Annotated in this window: 13 protein-coding genes and 3 pseudogenes; 9 read left to right on the top strand and 7 right to left on the bottom strand. The window is 35.8% G+C overall.

The annotated features are described in order from the left end of the window. Nucleotides 1-16 precede the first annotated feature (16 nt). Nucleotides 17-400, bottom strand: a complete 384-nt coding sequence (locus IRB79_RS16600) for a hypothetical protein (protein ID WP_243503533.1) — start codon at nucleotides 398-400, stop codon at nucleotides 17-19. A gap of 1,978 nt (nucleotides 401-2,378) precedes the next feature. On the opposite strand from IRB79_RS16600, the gene IRB79_RS16595 reads away from it, so the two are divergent. From IRB79_RS16595 to IRB79_RS16585, 3 genes and pseudogenes are all read left to right on the top strand, one after another. Beyond that, nucleotides 2,379-3,692 (top strand): haloacid dehalogenase-like hydrolase, encoded by a 1,314-nt coding sequence (locus IRB79_RS16595; RefSeq protein ID WP_243503532.1) that lies wholly within the window; start codon nucleotides 2,379-2,381, stop codon nucleotides 3,690-3,692. Nucleotides 3,693-4,360: 668 nt separating this feature from the next. Next, nucleotides 4,361-4,990 carry an NAD(P)H-binding protein gene (locus IRB79_RS16590; RefSeq protein WP_243503531.1) on the top strand — a complete coding sequence of 210 codons (630 nt, stop codon included), beginning with the start codon at nucleotides 4,361-4,363 and terminating at the stop codon, nucleotides 4,988-4,990. A gap of 318 nt (nucleotides 4,991-5,308) precedes the next feature. Next, nucleotides 5,309-5,587: pseudogene (locus tag IRB79_RS16585) on the top strand (ketoacyl-ACP synthase III); the annotation flags it as partial. 59 nt (nucleotides 5,588-5,646) lie between these two features. On the opposite strand, the pseudogene fabZ reads toward IRB79_RS16585, so the two are convergent. After that, a pseudogene (gene fabZ, locus IRB79_RS16580) lies at nucleotides 5,647-6,070 on the bottom strand (3-hydroxyacyl-ACP dehydratase FabZ). A gap of 53 nt (nucleotides 6,071-6,123) precedes the next feature. Here fabZ and IRB79_RS16575 point away from each other — a divergent pair. Beyond that, nucleotides 6,124-6,570 (top strand): annotated as a pseudogene (locus tag IRB79_RS16575) (ABC transporter permease subunit); the annotation flags it as partial. A gap of 204 nt (nucleotides 6,571-6,774) precedes the next feature. Here IRB79_RS16575 and IRB79_RS16570 read toward each other — a convergent pair. Beyond that, the gene (locus IRB79_RS16570; protein WP_243503530.1) at nucleotides 6,775-7,956 is read right to left on the bottom strand and encodes an MDR family MFS transporter; all 1,182 of its coding nucleotides are present in this window, start codon (nucleotides 7,954-7,956) and stop codon (nucleotides 6,775-6,777) included. A 104-nt stretch (nucleotides 7,957-8,060) separates the two neighbouring features. Here IRB79_RS16570 and IRB79_RS16565 point away from each other — a divergent pair, with 104 nt between their 5' ends. The 5 genes from IRB79_RS16565 to IRB79_RS16545 all read left to right on the top strand — a co-directional run bounded on the left by IRB79_RS16565 (nucleotide 8,061) and on the right by IRB79_RS16545 (nucleotide 14,006). Beyond that, nucleotides 8,061-8,579, top strand: a complete 519-nt coding sequence (locus IRB79_RS16565; RefSeq protein ID WP_243503529.1) for a CGNR zinc finger domain-containing protein — start codon at nucleotides 8,061-8,063, stop codon at nucleotides 8,577-8,579. Nucleotides 8,580-8,823: 244 nt separating this feature from the next. Beyond that, nucleotides 8,824-9,513 (top strand): aspartate/glutamate racemase family protein, encoded by a 690-nt coding sequence (locus IRB79_RS16560; RefSeq protein ID WP_243503528.1) that lies wholly within the window; start codon nucleotides 8,824-8,826, stop codon nucleotides 9,511-9,513. 274 nt (nucleotides 9,514-9,787) lie between these two features. Next, nucleotides 9,788-10,453, top strand: a complete 666-nt coding sequence (locus IRB79_RS16555) for an HAD family hydrolase (protein ID WP_243503527.1) — start codon at nucleotides 9,788-9,790, stop codon at nucleotides 10,451-10,453. Nucleotides 10,454-11,202: 749 nt separating this feature from the next. After that, nucleotides 11,203-12,966, top strand: coding sequence for a Rieske (2Fe-2S) protein (locus IRB79_RS16550; protein WP_243503526.1), 1,764 nt, complete (start codon nucleotides 11,203-11,205; stop codon nucleotides 12,964-12,966). Nucleotides 12,967-13,508: 542 nt separating this feature from the next. Beyond that, complete coding sequence (locus IRB79_RS16545; protein ID WP_243503525.1) at nucleotides 13,509-14,006, top strand: DinB family protein; 498 nt, start codon at nucleotides 13,509-13,511, stop codon at nucleotides 14,004-14,006. Between the two features lie 533 nt (nucleotides 14,007-14,539). Here IRB79_RS16545 and IRB79_RS16540 read toward each other — a convergent pair. From IRB79_RS16540 to IRB79_RS16525, 4 genes are all read right to left on the bottom strand, one after another. Continuing rightward, on the bottom strand, nucleotides 14,540-14,881 hold the full coding sequence (locus tag IRB79_RS16540; protein WP_243509492.1) for a zinc ribbon domain-containing protein YjdM: 342 nt from the start codon (nucleotides 14,879-14,881) through the stop codon (nucleotides 14,540-14,542). 224 nt (nucleotides 14,882-15,105) lie between these two features. Continuing rightward, nucleotides 15,106-15,213 (bottom strand): YtzI protein, encoded by a 108-nt coding sequence (ytzI, locus tag IRB79_RS16535; RefSeq protein ID WP_243503524.1) that lies wholly within the window; start codon nucleotides 15,211-15,213, stop codon nucleotides 15,106-15,108. A gap of 47 nt (nucleotides 15,214-15,260) precedes the next feature. Continuing rightward, nucleotides 15,261-15,608, bottom strand: coding sequence for an ArsR/SmtB family transcription factor (locus IRB79_RS16530; protein ID WP_243503523.1), 348 nt, complete (start codon nucleotides 15,606-15,608; stop codon nucleotides 15,261-15,263). 28 nt (nucleotides 15,609-15,636) lie between these two features. Beyond that, nucleotides 15,637-17,397, bottom strand: a complete 1,761-nt coding sequence (locus tag IRB79_RS16525) for a SulP family inorganic anion transporter (protein WP_243503522.1) — start codon at nucleotides 17,395-17,397, stop codon at nucleotides 15,637-15,639. Nucleotides 17,398-17,664: the final 267 nt, after the last annotated feature.

The following is a 17,664-nucleotide window of genomic DNA, read 5'->3' as shown; positions in this document are numbered from 1 at the left end:
CATCCTTACCAGCAAGTCAATTAAGTCCTACCCATTCTAACAGCTTAGAGTAATGGGTTCTCAAAGAAAAGGCGACAAATCCCAAAAACAAACCGACAATAACATTAGCAGCCACAGAGATTGTAAAATTTCGTTTCCTCGCAGATTTTTCTGCAGCATTAGCAGATTTCTCTGCAGCATAAAGCTTTCGGGCATTTTCTAACTTATTATAATTATCGTCGTATATCTGTTTAATTTCTTTATGCGCCTGATCTCTTTTCGTGTCGCCGGCAAGCTCCTTTTCTACCTTGAAATAGAATTCTCCATACAACTTTCTAAGTTTCTCAAGTGAATCGGGTGCCGTCGTCGAAATTTTAATTACCTCAACTTCAAACTGCTTGAAAAGAATTTTGGACTTCATTACAATTTCCCCTTTATACAATATTCATAAAATTCCCAGTGTCGCTTTGTTGATTCTGTCCCCTCCTCCGTATTTACACTCATTTAGTTAATGTAAATACGGAGGGCGGCAAAATCATGGGAAGTAAGGAGAAATCAACTTACTGATAATACCATTATACAACGTAAAATGACCATTTTGAAGAAAATTTTTCCAACTACCTATAGTCACTAAAGTCACTCGGAAATTAATATTTTCTTGATGAGCGCTGTTTAAAAAAATCCCTTTTTATTGTATAAAATCCATTCTACAGAAAAGATAGATGACTCAATAATAAAGAAAAAGGTACCTTAAAGGATTACCTCTAAGATACCTCTGAATGGTATACTAATTAAGCTTCAGGTGTAACACTATTATCAGCAGTATAAAGCCGAAGAATAGTACATGTCGCATTTAACGCACTCCTCTCATATTTGCTAAAACAAATGTTCGGTAGCGACCATTTTAATTATCTTGCTTCCTCCTGTATACTTACCTAGAGTTAGATAAGCATACAGGAAGCCAAGATAATATAGCAATATGAGAGGAAGCATAGTAACCATTCTTAATTAGAATACAAGATATTCCATTATATGTAAATGGTTATTTTGGATCTTAATCTAAATAGTCCATTTCAACTAAATCCTTGGAAAAAGTTATGTCCTGGTGAGGACATCATTCATACATACAAAGATTAAAATGGTTCAGCTGCATGGAAAATGATAAAAGATATTTAATAAACACCTCCTGCCACCTTTTCTTTAACTTCATATATTATTTTTTAAATCGTTTATAAAATTTTTTGAAATTATGCTGACCACTGATATAAAACAGGTTCCGTATCCTTTCGCCAATGGAAAAAGGAGCGGAGCTGTTGTTTGTTGCGTACAAAAAAGGAAAATCATTTCTATGTAACAATAGTATACGGGCTATGGTGGAGGATGGGGGAATCAAGGGTTCTGAAATCTGTCTGAAACTATGTGTGTCATATCATCATTTCGGTTGAAATCGGCTACTGTTAAACAATATCATTTTCTGTAAGAAAGGTTTTTTAGCCAATTTTGTAAGGCAAGAGTATCCCCATCCTGTGAGAGTGGAAAGCTTAATAAGCTAAAATGTAATCATGATTTTAGGATTGACATAAAATCACAAAAGTTTGTAAAAATAAAAGTAATTACCATAACAAACAGGTGCTTATGTTCAAGCTGCTACTTAGGCAGCTTTTTTCTTTTTGAACTGAAAGCCTATTTAGACGTACGTGAGGTCACATTCCAACCAAAACCCACTCTTACATGACAAGAGGAGGTTTTTGTTGTTTTTTGTTATTTACAATGTTTTCAACAATCCGTTATGATTCAATTAATCGGCTGTTGCATTGAACAGTCTAATCTCACCCTTCAGTTTTCTCGAAAAGGTATTCAAGTTTACGGGCAATGGACCCTATCGGGCAGCATTACTGACATCCACCTCATGGAAAGGTTGAATGAAGGAATTTTGGGGCTTTGACCCTGTGTGACATGGGTGGGTACACCTCCATGGGTAATGTGGAGATCTACCAGTGCGATTATATTTTTACTTTAACCCCACTTTTTAGATAAAGATGGCTTAAGTAGTAATCATTTTTACTCATAGGATCCAGAATCCCCCTTAATTAGCCAAATTAACCAAACGGCCAATAGCCCTAAATTTACTATTCTATCGAAAATAAGAGAAAACAGGAGAAAATCGAAGATTTTCGTTTCTTTATAGAGGGACTTTAATTGAAAAAGGATAACAGAAATGATCAAACTTTTTTATAAAGCAACAACTGTTAAGAAAGAATTGTAAATAAATATTTGACTATTTTGAAAGTTTATGATAATTTTGATGTATAAATGAATCAATCGGCAATGGCGCCTGTTTCAATAGCTAATAACGAGCTATTGGGCAGGCGTCTTTTGCATTTTTTAGGGGGGATAATATGAATAATAGAACCAAATTAAAAGTTTTATTTGGCATGATTGTTATTTGCATGATTTTGTCTGCTTCCTTAGGAGCTGCGGCAAGCGAAAAAGCAGTTTCGACTCCACAAAAAAGGGAGGGCCATTATATTCAAGTGTTGGATAAAGGGAAATGGGCTCCTGACACCTATAAGGCTGTTCAAAACCTAATTGATAAGTATGGTGCTGGAAGTCCAGGATACGATCCCAATCGAAAACCTTATGTTGTTTTTGATTGGGATCATACGAGCATCATGAGTGATACGGAGGAGGCCCTTTTTCTTTATCAAATTGATCACTTGGCATTTAACATGCAACCGGAAGAGTTTTATGAAGTGATCAAAAAGAATGTGCCGAATGGATCCTTTTCACACGAGTTTAAAAACCTTCAAGGAGATGCGGTCACACTCGAGGAAATTGCCGAGGATCTGAAGCGCGATTACGAATTTCTTTATTCCAACTATGAAGGAATGAATGGAAAAGAGCGGCTAGAAACGCTACATTCAACTGATCAATTTATAGATTTTAAAGCGAAAATGTACTTTCTGTATGAAGCCATTGGGGAAACACATGGTATTGAAATCGGATATCCATGGGTGCTCTATTTATTTGCCAACATGTCTACAATAGAAGTCCAGCAGCTTGCAGAGGCTTCAAATGATTATAATTTGGGGGCGGAAATGGCATCGGTAGCGCTTGTGAGTCCTAAGTCCATGTCAGGAAAAGCCGGTACTGTTCAAGTAGCCTATACTACAGGACTGCGTCTGGCCACCGAAATCGCAAACTTAATGCATACTTTTATGGAAAATGGAATTGACGTTTATGTTATTTCGGCTTCGATGGAAGAAGTGGTGGAGGTATTTTCGTCAAATCCAAAATACGGTTACAACCTTCCGAAGGAAAATGTCTTTGGAATGAGATTAAAAAAGAAAGACGGAATTATTCGAGCAGAATATGAAGATAATTGGCCGATCACTGCTCGAGAAGGCAAGGTGGAAGTGATCGAACAAGCCATCTCCAAAGCGCGGGGCGGATACGGTCCAATATTCGTAGCGGGAGACAGTAGCACAGATTATGAAATGCTGACAATTAAAAGTTTGAAACTCGGTTTAATTATCAACCGTCTCAAAACAGGTGATATCGGCAAGCTTGCGAACACAGCTGCAGAACGGATGGGCAAAAATAACCCAAAATACGTTCTTCAAGGTAGAAATGAGAATACAGGCTTATGGATACCGACTGAATACACGATCAAGCTTGGGGAAAATGAAGAAAAATTGTTGGCGAATCCGTAAAAAAGATTTGTCCAGGTGATTCAGTCACACTCGGTGTAAGAAATAAAGATTGTTGATGGCGTCTTAGACTCGCCTTTTATACATTCAAGTTGCCAAAACATAAACGGAATCAGTGTAAATCATGCACGCTTTTCTCATTAAGTCGTATTAGTGGAAACAAGTGCTTGAAAAATATTTAAATTTTTAATGATTCGTAAGGCAAAAGGGCAATTAAATAAAAAATCAGCCATCAAAGGCTGGATAATACCCCTGTCAAATAGACAGTAAGAAAAAGTACCCTCTTTAGCTTTAGTGATTGTTGTAGCTTTGGAAAAAAGATATACCGTTTTACCTCTTTGGATATGGTTATCTAAAGGGGTGTTTTTGTAGTGAAAAAGAAAAGTACATCTGAATTGAAAGATCGATTAAGGAACTTTTGAGTGACAATAAGTTGTTCCGTTAAAGGGCTCGGTAGTTCAAGAAAGATTGCGTTAAACCCAACTTTTTTATGCAGCTGACAGGCTTCATCAGAAAACGAAAAAACATTAATGGATCAATGTTCTGCAGAATGATAAATTTAAACAACACAAATCCCCTGAGCACCAAGGGGTGTTATTGGTATGACTTTTTTTATCTTCTCGTGATAAAATGGTGATAAAAGGAAATTCAGAATAGGAGACTAACTCTAGATGAAAAGAACTATAGCCATTATAGTAGGCACTGGAAAAGCAGGTAAGTTTTTAGCAGAAACGGCAATTAAAAAAGGTTATACAGTTCGTATGCTCGTCCGAAGTCCAGAAAAAGTTTCAATAACCGGCCCAAACATAGAGCTCATTATAGGAGATGCTCAAAATCCATATTCAATTCGTTCTTTACTTGAAGGATGTGACGCGGTTGTTAATACTTTTGGACAACCTAATAGAGCCACACCTTTATACAGTGAAGTTACAAAACTGATAATAACTATTATGGAAGATATCGGAATAAAAAGGTATATCGGAGTATCAGGAGGTTCTTTGGATGTAAATGGAGATAAAAAGTCCTTCGTAAATAAGTTGGGTGCCATTTTCTTTCGAATTATGTATTCTAAGATGATTAAGGATAAGAAAAAAGAGCTTACTATTCTCCATGAAAGCAGGAGAGATTGGACACTTGTTCGGTTACCATTTATATACGAAAAAGATATTAATAAAAGCATAAAAGAAAGTTTATTTGATATGCCGGGACTAACAATTACCAATCGTAATATCGCAGATTTTTTAATTAATGAAATTTCAAATTCTAAATACATACGTCAAACGCCATTTATAGCAAACTAGATTCAACTCTTACATAGTCATTGAAAGAATGGTTAATGTAATGGATGTGTCCAACCAAGACAAAGTACATAAGAAATCTTCAAGAAAGAGCGCAATTCTACAGCTAGAATTGTGCTCTTTCTTTAGGTTAAGAGCCAGACTATTTAGGATTGAATTTAAAGATTAAAGAGGTATTTTTGTTGGAATGTGAATATTAAACTTAATCAAAGGACTGAAGGCATAATTTATAAAAAGCCTTCTTTTTCTTGAAAATGATAATTATGGTTATAATTAGTACCAGGTATTAATACTAACATATAATTAATAGAGGTGGAGTGAATGATAGGAGCAAGAGTAACAGCTATAGGGACATATGTACCCGAAAGAAGATTAACAAATTTTGACTTTGAGCAATTGGTTGATACAAATAATGAGTGGATTATTCAAAGAACCGGAATTCACGAACGCAGAATAACCCGACCCGATGAATTTACCAGTGACTTGTGTGTCTCTGCAGTAAAAGATTTAATGCAAAGATATAATAAAACAGTCGAAGATGTAGATATGATTATTGTGGCAACAAGCACACCAGATTTTCCATTTCCATCTGTCTCAAGTCTACCAACGCCCGTTTCTTGAACAACCAAGATTCACTATTTTAAAATTCAATCAGTATATTAATCCCAAAATGCAAATATCAGTTCTGTCTCACAAACTAATTCTCCATCAACAGTAGCTATACCTCTCCCTTTTCCGATTGGTCCTTTTAGACGAGTGATTTCAACCTCAAGAAGGAGTTGGTCTCCTGGTTTAACTTGTTGTTTAAAACGACATTTATCTATACCTGCTAAAAGCCCTAAGCTTCCTTGGTTTCCTTCTTTTATTAGCATCACAATTGCACTTAATTGAGCTAATGCCTCTACAATTAATGCACCTGGCATAACGGATAATTAGGGAAGTACCATTAAAAAAACTTTCATTTACTGTCACATTTTTAATACCAACTGCTCTTTTTCCCTCTTCTAATTCCAGAATCCTATCCACTAAAAGAAAAGGATAGCGATGTTTAATAATTTCTTTAATTTTTTGAGTATCAAACAACATTTAAACCTCCATTGTGTCATCTTTATTCTAGATAATAGTCAAAAGACTTTATATTAATAGCGGTGTTCGTAAGTGTCCTTCTAGGCTTTCTTGCTGGAGTGAAGAAAAATAGTTTAATTGACCATTTTAGCCGTTTTCTTTCGTTTTTAGGGGCATCCATCCCCTCTTTTTGGCTAGGTTACATATTCATTTTTTTCTTTTCTATTAAACTTGACCTCTTCCCAGTTGAGGGAATTGGGACATGGCGGCATCTTGTTCTGCCTTCCGTAACGTTGGCTCTTCCCTTAATTGCAATGTATACAAGACTCCTGCGTGCTAGCGTACTTGGAAATTTGCAAGAGCCATATGTATTATTTGCACGAACGCGAGGAATAAAAGAAAAAACCATTATGGCGAAGCATGTCTTGAGGATTGCAATTTCTCCAATGATTACTGGACTTGGAATGAACCTTGGGAAACTGCTGACTGGAACGATTATCGTTGAAGCGGTTTTTTCTTGCGGTCAGAACTAACTGTAGGTAATTAACCCAAGGATTAAACTAAGGAAAGCTTTTATGAGAGACATTAGTGTGTTAGGTGATATTCTCAATGTTAGGAAGGAAAAAATTAACTTTGAAAATACAACTTTAGGATGCGTTGATCCATTAAGGATCAACGCCTATTTTTGTGGAGGTTAAAAGAAGCTTTTAAGTACTAAGGCTCTAATAGTTTTGGAATAATGCTTCATGGTCCCTTTGTAGAAGTAACAGTGTTCGTATAAGAAAAAAACCTAAAAAACCAATACCTGAAAAGATGACCCACGGGACAAAAGAATTGGGTTGATAGATATCTAATAATAAAGTTCCTGTAAAATTTCCTAAAGTTGCACCCACGGCAAAAGAAAGATCGGAAAATCCGTAATAGATCCCATTGTATTGATCATCAACAAAATCTGCTATTGCAATATCAGAGGACGGAAGAACGAGGGTTTCGCCTACTGTGAAACCAATGATACATAAAATAAGCCACAGAGGGCTTGGAAAAAAGCTAATAAATAATAAAGATAAAGCCATTGTTAAGGTCCCTACTACTAATAAAAATATTGCACTTGATTTAATATACAGTTTTTTAAAGATAATCATAAAAATGAGTCCTGTAAGAGCATTGATCGTGATAACAAGACTAACGAGATTTTCATTATTCGAAATCGCAAACATATGTAGTGGCAAAGCTACAGTTAGTTGAGCAAACATAAACCAAAAGAATATCATAGAAAAACAAAATAAGAGAAATCTTTTGTTTTTAAGTATATGGGGAACCCCAGCTAATATAGAATTTGAATCAGAGCCTTGAGTGTTTTCTTTCTTGGGTAATATTATAAGTTGAACAATGTATAAAATAAAAAAAATAGATGCACTAAGTAAGAACGGAAAACGGGGGTTAGTGACCAATAAAATACCACCGAGCAGCGGACCTATTATTGCTCCTCCATTTAAAGCCAAATTCAAATAAATAAAGGTCTTCTTTCTTAATTCAGGGTTATTTTCCTGAGAAAAAAATGCTAAAGCTGATGGCTCGTAGCATGCTGCCCCAATTCCTATTAGTAAAACAGCTACTGAAACATAACTAAAAGAATGTGAAAAGGCCAAGGTAACAAATCCTACTCCTCTTAGCAAAAGACCAATCCCCATTATTCTTTTGTATCCATACTTATCACCCATACCGCCAGTAAAAAGAGGCAATACTCGCGAAGACAATGTAAGCAAAGATAATATTGTCCCTGTTTCCCAACCCGATAATTCAAGAGTATTAGACAAATAAACTGCAAGAAATGAAAACACGGCAAATCCGGCAAAATTTAAAAAAAATCCGGATGTTAAAGTAACCTTAGTTGATAAATTCATAATCCTCCCCCTTTTTTTGTAACCATCAAAACGGTACAATGGTTACGGTTATTCTATGCTATAATAACCAAAAGTGCAACTCTCAAAAACGATAGGTGGTTACAATGGGCAAATCTAAAGAAAAAGATGAAATTATCATGTTCCTTAACACTTGGGAATTACCTAACGACAGTCGAATTCCTAGGGAGCACTTGACTACTCAAGAAGATTTGAAGACTTATTTTGCACAGGAAAACACAGATAATTTAACAGATGTTATTTTATTTAGGAATGACCTCAGAAAAGTTGTGTCAAACAGCTCTTTAAAAGTAATTAATCAATGGATAATAAAAAGGAATATTAATATTCAGATGATGGTAGATAATGGAAGATATAGGTTGGATTTTCACACAAATCAAAATAGCATAATTGACCATATACTTATTCTAATTTTACGGAAGGTAGAAGAAGGAAATTTTCACCGATATAAGATTTGTCCAGATTGTAAATGGGCGTTCTACGATAGATCCAAAAGCAGTACAAAAAAATGGTGCAGTATGAAAAAGAACAGTTCATCTGGAAGAGCATGTGGAACAATAGCCAAAGTAAAGAAATATCGGGAGAAAAATAAAAAATCAAAATAATATTCGTAAAAGTAAATTGGCATATTTAATGAAAATTTAATTTTACTTTTTTCTAATTGATAAGGCCCTTTTTGGTCGAGGTAATTGCCCAGAGCATTCCTGTAATAAAAGGAAGTGTAAAAAGGACTGCTTTGTAAATAAATGTACTTAAACTCATGGGCCATTTAGTTGAATAAAAAAAGAATTGTTTGTAGGTTAATCGAAGCTAATCATGAAGAGAAAAACGGATAATGGAGAGGATAAAATGAAGGTTATTGGTCTTATTGGCGGAATGAGTTGGGAATCTTCTGTTGAATATTATCGGATTATCAATGAAGAGGTTAAAAGAAGATTAGGGGGATTACATTCAGCGAAATGTCTTTTATATAGTGTCGATTTTCATGAAATTGAACGTTACCAATCAGAAGGCGCCTGGGGAAAGGCCGGTGAAGTGTTAGGTAATGCTGCGCGTTCTTTGGAAAAGGGAGGGGCTGACTTTATTATCATTTGTACTAATACGATGCACAAAGTTTTAGGTGATATCCAGTCGAAAATTAATATCCCCATTTTACATATCGCAGATGCAACACCAGCCCAAATTAAAGAGAAAGGAATTAATTCTGTCGGGTTACTAGGCACAAGGTACACAATGGAGCAGGATTTTTATAAATCACGCTTGGAGTTTAACGGTATACAAGTTATTGTGCCAAATGACAATGAAAGAGAGACTGTAAACAAGGTTATTTACGAAGAGTTATGTTTGGGTAAGATTCATCAAGAATCAAGGGATTATTATAAAAAAGTTATCCATGGTTTAATCGAATCTGGTGCTAAAGGGATTATACTAGGCTGTACAGAAATTGGATTATTGGTAAAGCAGGAGGATTCTGATGTTCCTCTATTTGACACAACCTACATACATGCTTTTGAATCTGTAAATATGTCCTTAAAGTAGGGTTATGAAGTCTTTTTAAGATTTTTTAATTCTTCAGCAATACGGCGTTTTTCTTTAGGAAGAAGGCGTCAATTTTGTATGCTCCCACACAAATATTGTAAAGATTTTCACTTAAACAATAGGGTGCAAGAGTTGAAGATCCCGTGTGGGTCGGCAGCTTTTTTTTCTTCGACTAAAGGGACAGATTAGTTTAGTATGTTTATTTTTTTTGAATTATTCTAAATTTTTTATGATAAAATTGGGTTGCTTTTAATGATTCGGGAGGTATTTTTCTATGGGTGAATACAAAATAATTTTATTTGATTTAGACGGCACACTTTCGGATCCGAAGGTCGGTATTACTAAATCTGTTCAATATGCATTAGAAAAATTGGGCATTATTGAAACTAATCTTGATAAACTTGAATGTTTTATTGGACCACCACTTCAGGTTTCATTTTCTGAATACTACGGTTTTAATGAGGAGAAATCACAAAAAGCTATTGATTTTTATAGGGAACGATTTAAGCAAAGGGGTATGTTCGAGAATGAGTTATATTCCAATCTTTCACCATTTTTAAAATCATTAAAGGAACAACAATATACCTTAACCGTTGCAACTTCAAAACCCACGGTATTTTCAGAACAGATTCTTAAATATTTTAATATTGACCACTATTTCGATCTCGTTGTTGGAAGTAATCTTGATGGCACAAGAACATCTAAAACTGAAATTATTCAATACATACTTGATAAGCACAAAAATTATACGCTTGATAACTTTATTATGATGGGAGATCGTAAGCACGATATTATTGGTGCAAATAATGTTGGGATTGATTCCATTGGAGTAACGTATGGATACGGATCCTTTGAAGAATTAAGTGAGTTTAATCCTACTTACATTGTTCATAGTATTGATCAGATAAAAGAAATTTTAATGACCAGCATAGTTAAATAAATATCCTAAAGAAAGATTGTGAAGTAATGTACTTAAAGTAAAGGGTGCTTTTGTTGAATAAAAGTGTTGCAATGATCTTCAACAATCGAGGAAGCTAATACAGTTACTAGAAGGGAACCAGATATTTTCTTCCTAACTTGAAGAGAAGATATCGTTTCTCCGAGGGAAGAATGTTGCTAAGAATGAAAAGGCAGAATTTTTTGTCAGCGTTCACATACTAAACATTTAGAAAGCCTGGCTTAAATGCCAGGCTAGGTTCTAACGATAAAGGAACATGTATTCGTATAATACAATTTAACGCATTTAAAAAAATTGCTCAAACCCTTGGTATACATGGGAATGGGCATTTTTTTAATTATATCATATTTAACGTTAAGAAGGATTAACGCTTATTTGCCTTCACCTAAGCCCTATTTCTCTGTGGAAAAAATTCAAATTGGAGAGTATGGCTTTAAAAAGGTTTTTACTATTTAAAATTATTATGTTAATAGGTTATCAGTCAAAATCGTTATGGGAAGAACAAATTCAACAATTTATTCCTTCATCGGTAAGGGACTCCATCCGTTCTTCAGGTTGATAAGCAAGAAAATTTTAGGGTCTATTTATCAGCCTTTTGGATGAGAAAAGTCCACACTTATGAAGGATTACTGTATTCCATCAATAATATAAAGTTGTAGATAACAATTTTTGTATGCCCTCTATCCTTATCTAGAGGGTCCATTGAAATTTCATTTTTGGGAGTGATACCATTGTCAGAATTGATTTATGCGGGTTCATTAAAAACGCTTGAAGATGAAGGTGCAAAGGTAATTAAAGGTGGAAGTCATGCAATTGCAGTATTTGTTTACGAAAAACAAGTCTATGCGGTGGATAACCGTTGTCCGCATATGGGCTTTCCCCTCCATACAGGAAGCCTATGTGATGGGATTTTGACTTGTCACTGGCATCATGCTCGCTTTGATATAAAAAGCGGTGGAACCTTGGATCCATGGGCAGATGATGTCCCTACTTATCCTGTCGAGATTAAGGAAGATGAGGTTTGGGTTCACCCGGTTCCATTTAATAAGGTGACAATCGAAAAGTTGATGCAGCGATTACGTGACGGACTTGAGCAAAATATTAGTCTTGTCATCGCCAAATCGGTTGTCGGATTGATGGAGGCGGGTTATCCAGCGACAGAGATTGCAAAGATCGGCGTCGACTTCGGGACAACACATCGGAGGAGCGGGTGGGGATCGGGATTAACGATTTTAACAGCCATGGCAAATATATTGCCTAAATTGGATAAAACTGGTCAGGTTTTAGCACTGTTCCAAGGCCTGGTTCATGTTGCACGGGAAAGTTCCGGAATGGGAACACGCTTTTTACTTGGGTCCCTTCCTGTATCAAATGAAAAGAATACCAAATCATTCGAACAATTATCAGAATGGTATCGTCGTTGTGTGGAGGTGCGGGATTCACAGGGAGCTGAGCGGGTACTATTGACCGCGGTAGAATTGGGACTCTCGAACGAGCAGCTTGCTGACATGATGATGACAGCGGTCACGGATCATTTTTATGTAAATACAGGTCATACTCTTGATTTTCATAATAAAGCATTCGAGATTTTAAATCAGATTGGTTTTGAGTATCGACCATATGTATTGTCATCCTTGTTACCTGGTATCGGAGATGTATCCCGCAGTGAAGAATCCCATAGCTGGCAATCTCCTGTGAACTTGGTCAAACCATTAATGGAGGCGTTTCCAAAATTACCTGATATCCTTGCTAATGTCTCATCACGAGGCGGCGCTGATATCGATGGGACAGTATTGGTTGAACAAATTTTATCAGATGACCCTATAAAAACTGTAAATACGATGTTGGATGCACTTAAAATCGGAGTCACCCCTTCCCGTTTGGCCCAGCTCGTAGCTTTAGCGGCTGCTGATCGAATTTCCCGTTTCCATGTACAAAATGATTTCAGGGATTGGATTACTGTACTTCATACTTTTACTCACGCACATGCGGTACATGAATCGTTACGCCGCACTACTACACCTGAATTGACCCGAGCTGTTTTCCATGGAGCAATGAGTGTGTATCTTGATCGTTTTCTCAATACACCGTCTGCAAGAAGACCGGAACCAAAGGATGTGGAAACTGAACCGCAGAATCCTTCAGAATTATTGGAGATGATGAATCAACAACAACAGGTTGCAGAATCAGCAAGATGGGTAGTGAATTACCTGGCACGCGGCGGTGATAAAAGTGAACTCTTCAATACGCTCGGGCATGCTTTACTAAGAGAAGATGCAGAGTTTCATTCATTTCAAATGTATGAAGCAGCAATGATCGAACATGATCATTGGGAAAAAGAGGATTCCGAGTTTGCTGGATATGCACAGGAAACATTGATCCTCGCATTAACACGTTATCTGGCAGGCCATGCCCCAACTGCTAGAGAAATGCCACATACAGCACAAATTGCAATGCGCCTCCATCGAGGAGAAAAATTATTTGAAGATGACTGATTTGCATGGCCAAGAAATGGGCTGTTCACAATGCACAGATTATCAAAAAGGCTGCCACCGGCCAGGCTCGCCAAGACGATTATCAAGTTTTTACAAACAGGCTTATTTTAATTAAAGAAATAGCCGATTTTCCTTTTTCTAAGTAGGATAATCGGCTTTCTTCTTTACGAAGGAATGTACTCAAGGGGCAGGTTTATTAAAAAGGACTTTTCATTATTAAAATTGATTAGGAACAAAATTAAATTCTCTTTTTCTGAAGAAGGGTGTTTTTATTATTTGTCATGATGAAGGAATAAAAGCAGGATGAGCCGAATAAGTCATAGTGATCATGGTTTTGATGTATTCTCAAAATAAAAGAATGGAGTATTTCATTATATGGCCGACTGTCGATAATGACGGTTGTTTTATGCGTATGAATGGCTTTTTTCGAAATTGATTGAGGGTTATTGTTATCGTCACCCTCAAATTTCAGATTACCCTGCCATGTTAGATAGAATTAGAACTTTGAAAGATTACACTATACAGTGAGGAAGATTGGTTGTATGCAAGTTGTAACCAAAATGTTTTTAGAACAACTCGACATGCATTGCCATGAGAATGATTGGTTTGCATCCATGGATCAGGCGCTTCATGGAGTCATCGCAGCTGAGGCAGCATGGACAAGTTCGGGAATCAGCAATTCGATTTGGCAGATTGTCAACCACTTGATATTTTGGAATGAAGACGTAATCCATCGAATTAAGGGCACAGAGAATCCGCATAAAGCAGAAGACAATGAAGAAACCTTTGGAAATCCGGGGGATCCAGAAGACGAAATTGGGTGGGCCCAGACAGTGCAGCGCCTTAATGAAGTCATGAATAAATTAAAAACGGTCATTGCGGACCTTGACGATGAAAAGTTAAAAGTTCCGTATGCAGTTAACAGGTACTCTATTGAGCGTTTACTCAGCAATATCATGATGCACGATACGTATCATCTCGGCCAAATTGTTCTTTTGCGAAAGTTGCAATCCTCTTGGGGTGGCGTTGATTGGTCCTAAAGCACCATAATGCAGCGACCTTCTTCGCCCAGCCGTAGAAGCAGTATTGACGGTGTGAAGCCCTTTTCATTCTCTATGGTAAAGCGGGTGATTTTCCTGCTTTATGGAGGCTAAACGGGTGTGTTAGTCAAATAAATTAGAACGTATTTGCAGAGCGATCTTTCGCATATTTCATTGTTCAACAGTCGGGCGCTTTTATTTAAGAAGGGGAACTAAATATTTCTAGTTAGAAAAAGGAATGTCTTCAAAATTGAGACATTCCTTTGGATTTTCTAGAGTACAACTTACTTTCATTATGACATTATGCCAGGGCTGTGTGCCTTATAGAGTTAGCTTTAATGACCATAAACGCTACAATATTTCTATCTTTTTTCAGTGTCGATAAAAGCCCCATTCTCATTTTAAGAGAATAGGGCTTTTTATTTTGGAATTTCCTTAACGTTGTAAATGGTTATCCGTGACTCGCATAGAGAAACGATGAGGCTGCTCCAATCAAATTCTTTATGCCTCCCTCCGATAACTTTAGACCACAATTAAACCTTTTTAACAAACTCAGATTTTAATTTCATCGCTCCAAAACCATCAATTTTACATTCTATATCATGATCTCCCTCAACTAAACGTATATTTTTAACTTTTGTACCTATTTTTAAGACAGATGAACTTCCTTTTACTTTAAGGTCTTTGATTACAGTTACAGTATCACCATCGTTTAAAACATTTCCGTTTGCATCTTTGATCATCTTTTGATTTTCACTATTTTCGGTTTCTAAGTCTAATGCCCACTCATTAGCACATTCAGGGCAGACAAATAGACTTCTATCTTCATAAGTATATTCTGATTTACATTTTGGGCAATTTGGCAGTTTAGACATAATTGAATTTCCTCCATTCGATATTGTTAATTCTAATTTATAAGAATTAATATCAATTAACATTTTGCAATCTCGTAAGAATACCAATTACGACATTGTAAATCACAAAAAAAGTAAATTGGTTATATAACAAAATGAAAAAGGGCCCTTTGAAAAGGTCCATTCATCTAAGTATTTTTGTCACTATTTTTTGCCCAGCCATCTTCGCCTAAATTTGGATTGGTTTATAAGGGGTCCACTGTATGCTTATAGTTATAGGCTTTGGCAGTTGTTATAACACTTAAGAATAACACAATCAAAACAATTAAAACCCCAACAATTATTAAACCCATTAACATTTTATTCACCTGATTTCATATATTTTTTCCAAAATCATTGACTAAAGCTGTTCAGAATTATCATTTACATCATTAAACTTATCTAACATTTCTATCGTATCGACAAGGTGATTGTTGAAAATTTGACGTGCAACATGAAGTAATTCAATAATCATCGGATCTCTTAAGGAATAGATCACCCGATTGCCATTTTTCGTTCCCGTGACAATATTTTTAGCCCTTAAAACTGTTAATTGCTGGGAAACGGCAGATCCTTCACTTCCTACAAGACTTTGAATTTCATTTACATTCTTATCCCCATCCGCTAATAATTCGAGTATCCTTATCCTTAATGGATGGGCAAGAGCTTTAAAGAATTCCGCTTTGAATTGCTGTATTTCAAGGTTCAATTACTTGTCCTCACTTTCAAATCATTAATTAAGATGTATCTGCTACTTTTCTTATTTGTCCGATATCACTTTTTTGACAAGATAATACTGCACACTCTCTAAATGCAAAATGTTTGCAGCCAAAACACTGTTCTTTATTTAAGTGTTTAAGTGCAAAATTTATCGCATCACCAGTATGTTCAAAGAAATGTTCTTCTCCAATAAAATCATATATACCTGTCTTTATTAACACACTTTTAGGTTGAGGTTTTAATCCAGATATCAATATAACCCCATGCTTTGTCAAATCCTTTACGATTCCTGAAAAATAAAATTCCCCCGTTGTATCCACAAAAGGAACTTTTCCCATTCTTAATAGTATAACTCTTGGATTATTATTGATTGTATTCATAATCGATTGCTCAAACGCTTGAGCAGCCCCAAAAAATAGAGGGCCTTCTACATTATAAATACTAATTTGAGGACAGTCATGAGTATCTGTCACCATGTGAGTTTGTATTTTTTCATGTTTGTTTTTGGGATTAGGTAGTGACTTTGATGTTACTAACATATCACTCATTCGTTTTGTAAATAGAACGATGGCTAATATAAGACCTACTTCAACAGCAATCGTAAGGTTCACAAAAATTGTTAATAAAAATGTTACAACTAAAACAAGTGAATCTTCCGTTTTGGTCTTCAGTACATGATAAAATTCTTTTCTCTCACTCATGTTCCAAGCAACGACCATTAGAATAGGGGCCATACTGGCTAAAGGGATATTTGAAGCATATGGTGCAAAGAGAACTAAGATTAACAAAACCACAATTCCATGAATCATCCCAGAAAGAGGAGAAATCGCTCCATTTTTAATATTTGTGGCAGTTCTGGCTATTGCGCCGGTTGCTGGTATTCCCCCAAATAACGGAGTAATCATATTCGCAATTCCTTGGCCTAATAGTTCTCGATTACTATGATGCTTACTTTTTGTCATACCATCGGCCACTACTGCAGATAATAAAGATTCGATGCCTCCAAGTAAAGCAATAATAAAAGCAGGTCCAATTAACAGTTGAATTTTTTCAAAAGTAATCTCTGGGAACCCAAACCGGGGTATCGAACTTGGAATATCCCCGAATGTTGAGCCAATTGTTGCTACTTGATTAGGATATAAGAACATCGCTGCAAGGGTAGAAACCAGTAACCCTATAAGAGATCCCGGAATCTTCGACATAAATTTAGGAGTAAGTATGACAGTAATCAAACATAATCCAGCTGTTAAAACACTATAAACATTAATAGTATGAAAATGAAGGATGATTTCTCTTATATTTCTAAGAAATGATTCATGCTTCTCTACACCTGTAAGTCCCAAAAAATTAGCAAGTTGACCGATAAAAATGATAACAGCAATCCCCGATGTAAATCCAATCGTTACAGGCCTTGGAATAAATTTAATCAAAGATCCAACACGAAAAATCCCCATAAAACATAATATAACTCCTGCAATGAACCCTGCAATTAATAGGTTTTCATATCCATATGTCATGACAATTCCAAACAAAATAGGGATAAATGCACCAGTTGGTCCACCGATTTGAAATTTTGACCCACCGAACAATGAAATTAGTATACCCGCAATGATTGTCGTATAAATTCCATATTCAGGATTAACTCCAGAAGCTATGGCAAACGCCATACCTAAAGGAATCGCAATGACACCAACCACTAAACCAGACAGAAGGTCCTTTTGAAAACTTTGTAAAGAATAGCCACTGTATCTCCCTATAAAAAACCATTTACGTTGCATAGCGAACCCTTTCTCTTTATAATATTCATGAAATAGTATATCTGATTATTTGAATATATTATGATATAAATTTACATCGCTTTCTAACTTATGTCAAAAGAAAAACTTGAGGTGATTTTTATTAATATAGGAGACAAAGTGATCTATAAGGGTGAGATTTATCAGATTGTATATATCTACTCATCGGGTTTTAACATTTTCATTTAATCCTTTTATCCCAAATAAAATTCTATGTCAAATACCTATTTTAAACTTTTTATAAAAAAA

Source organism: Cytobacillus oceanisediminis (assembly GCF_022811925.1).
Taxonomy (GTDB): domain Bacteria; phylum Bacillota; class Bacilli; order Bacillales; family Cytobacillaceae; genus Cytobacillus; species Cytobacillus oceanisediminis_D.
This window is presented reverse-complemented; position numbering and strand designations above follow the sequence as displayed.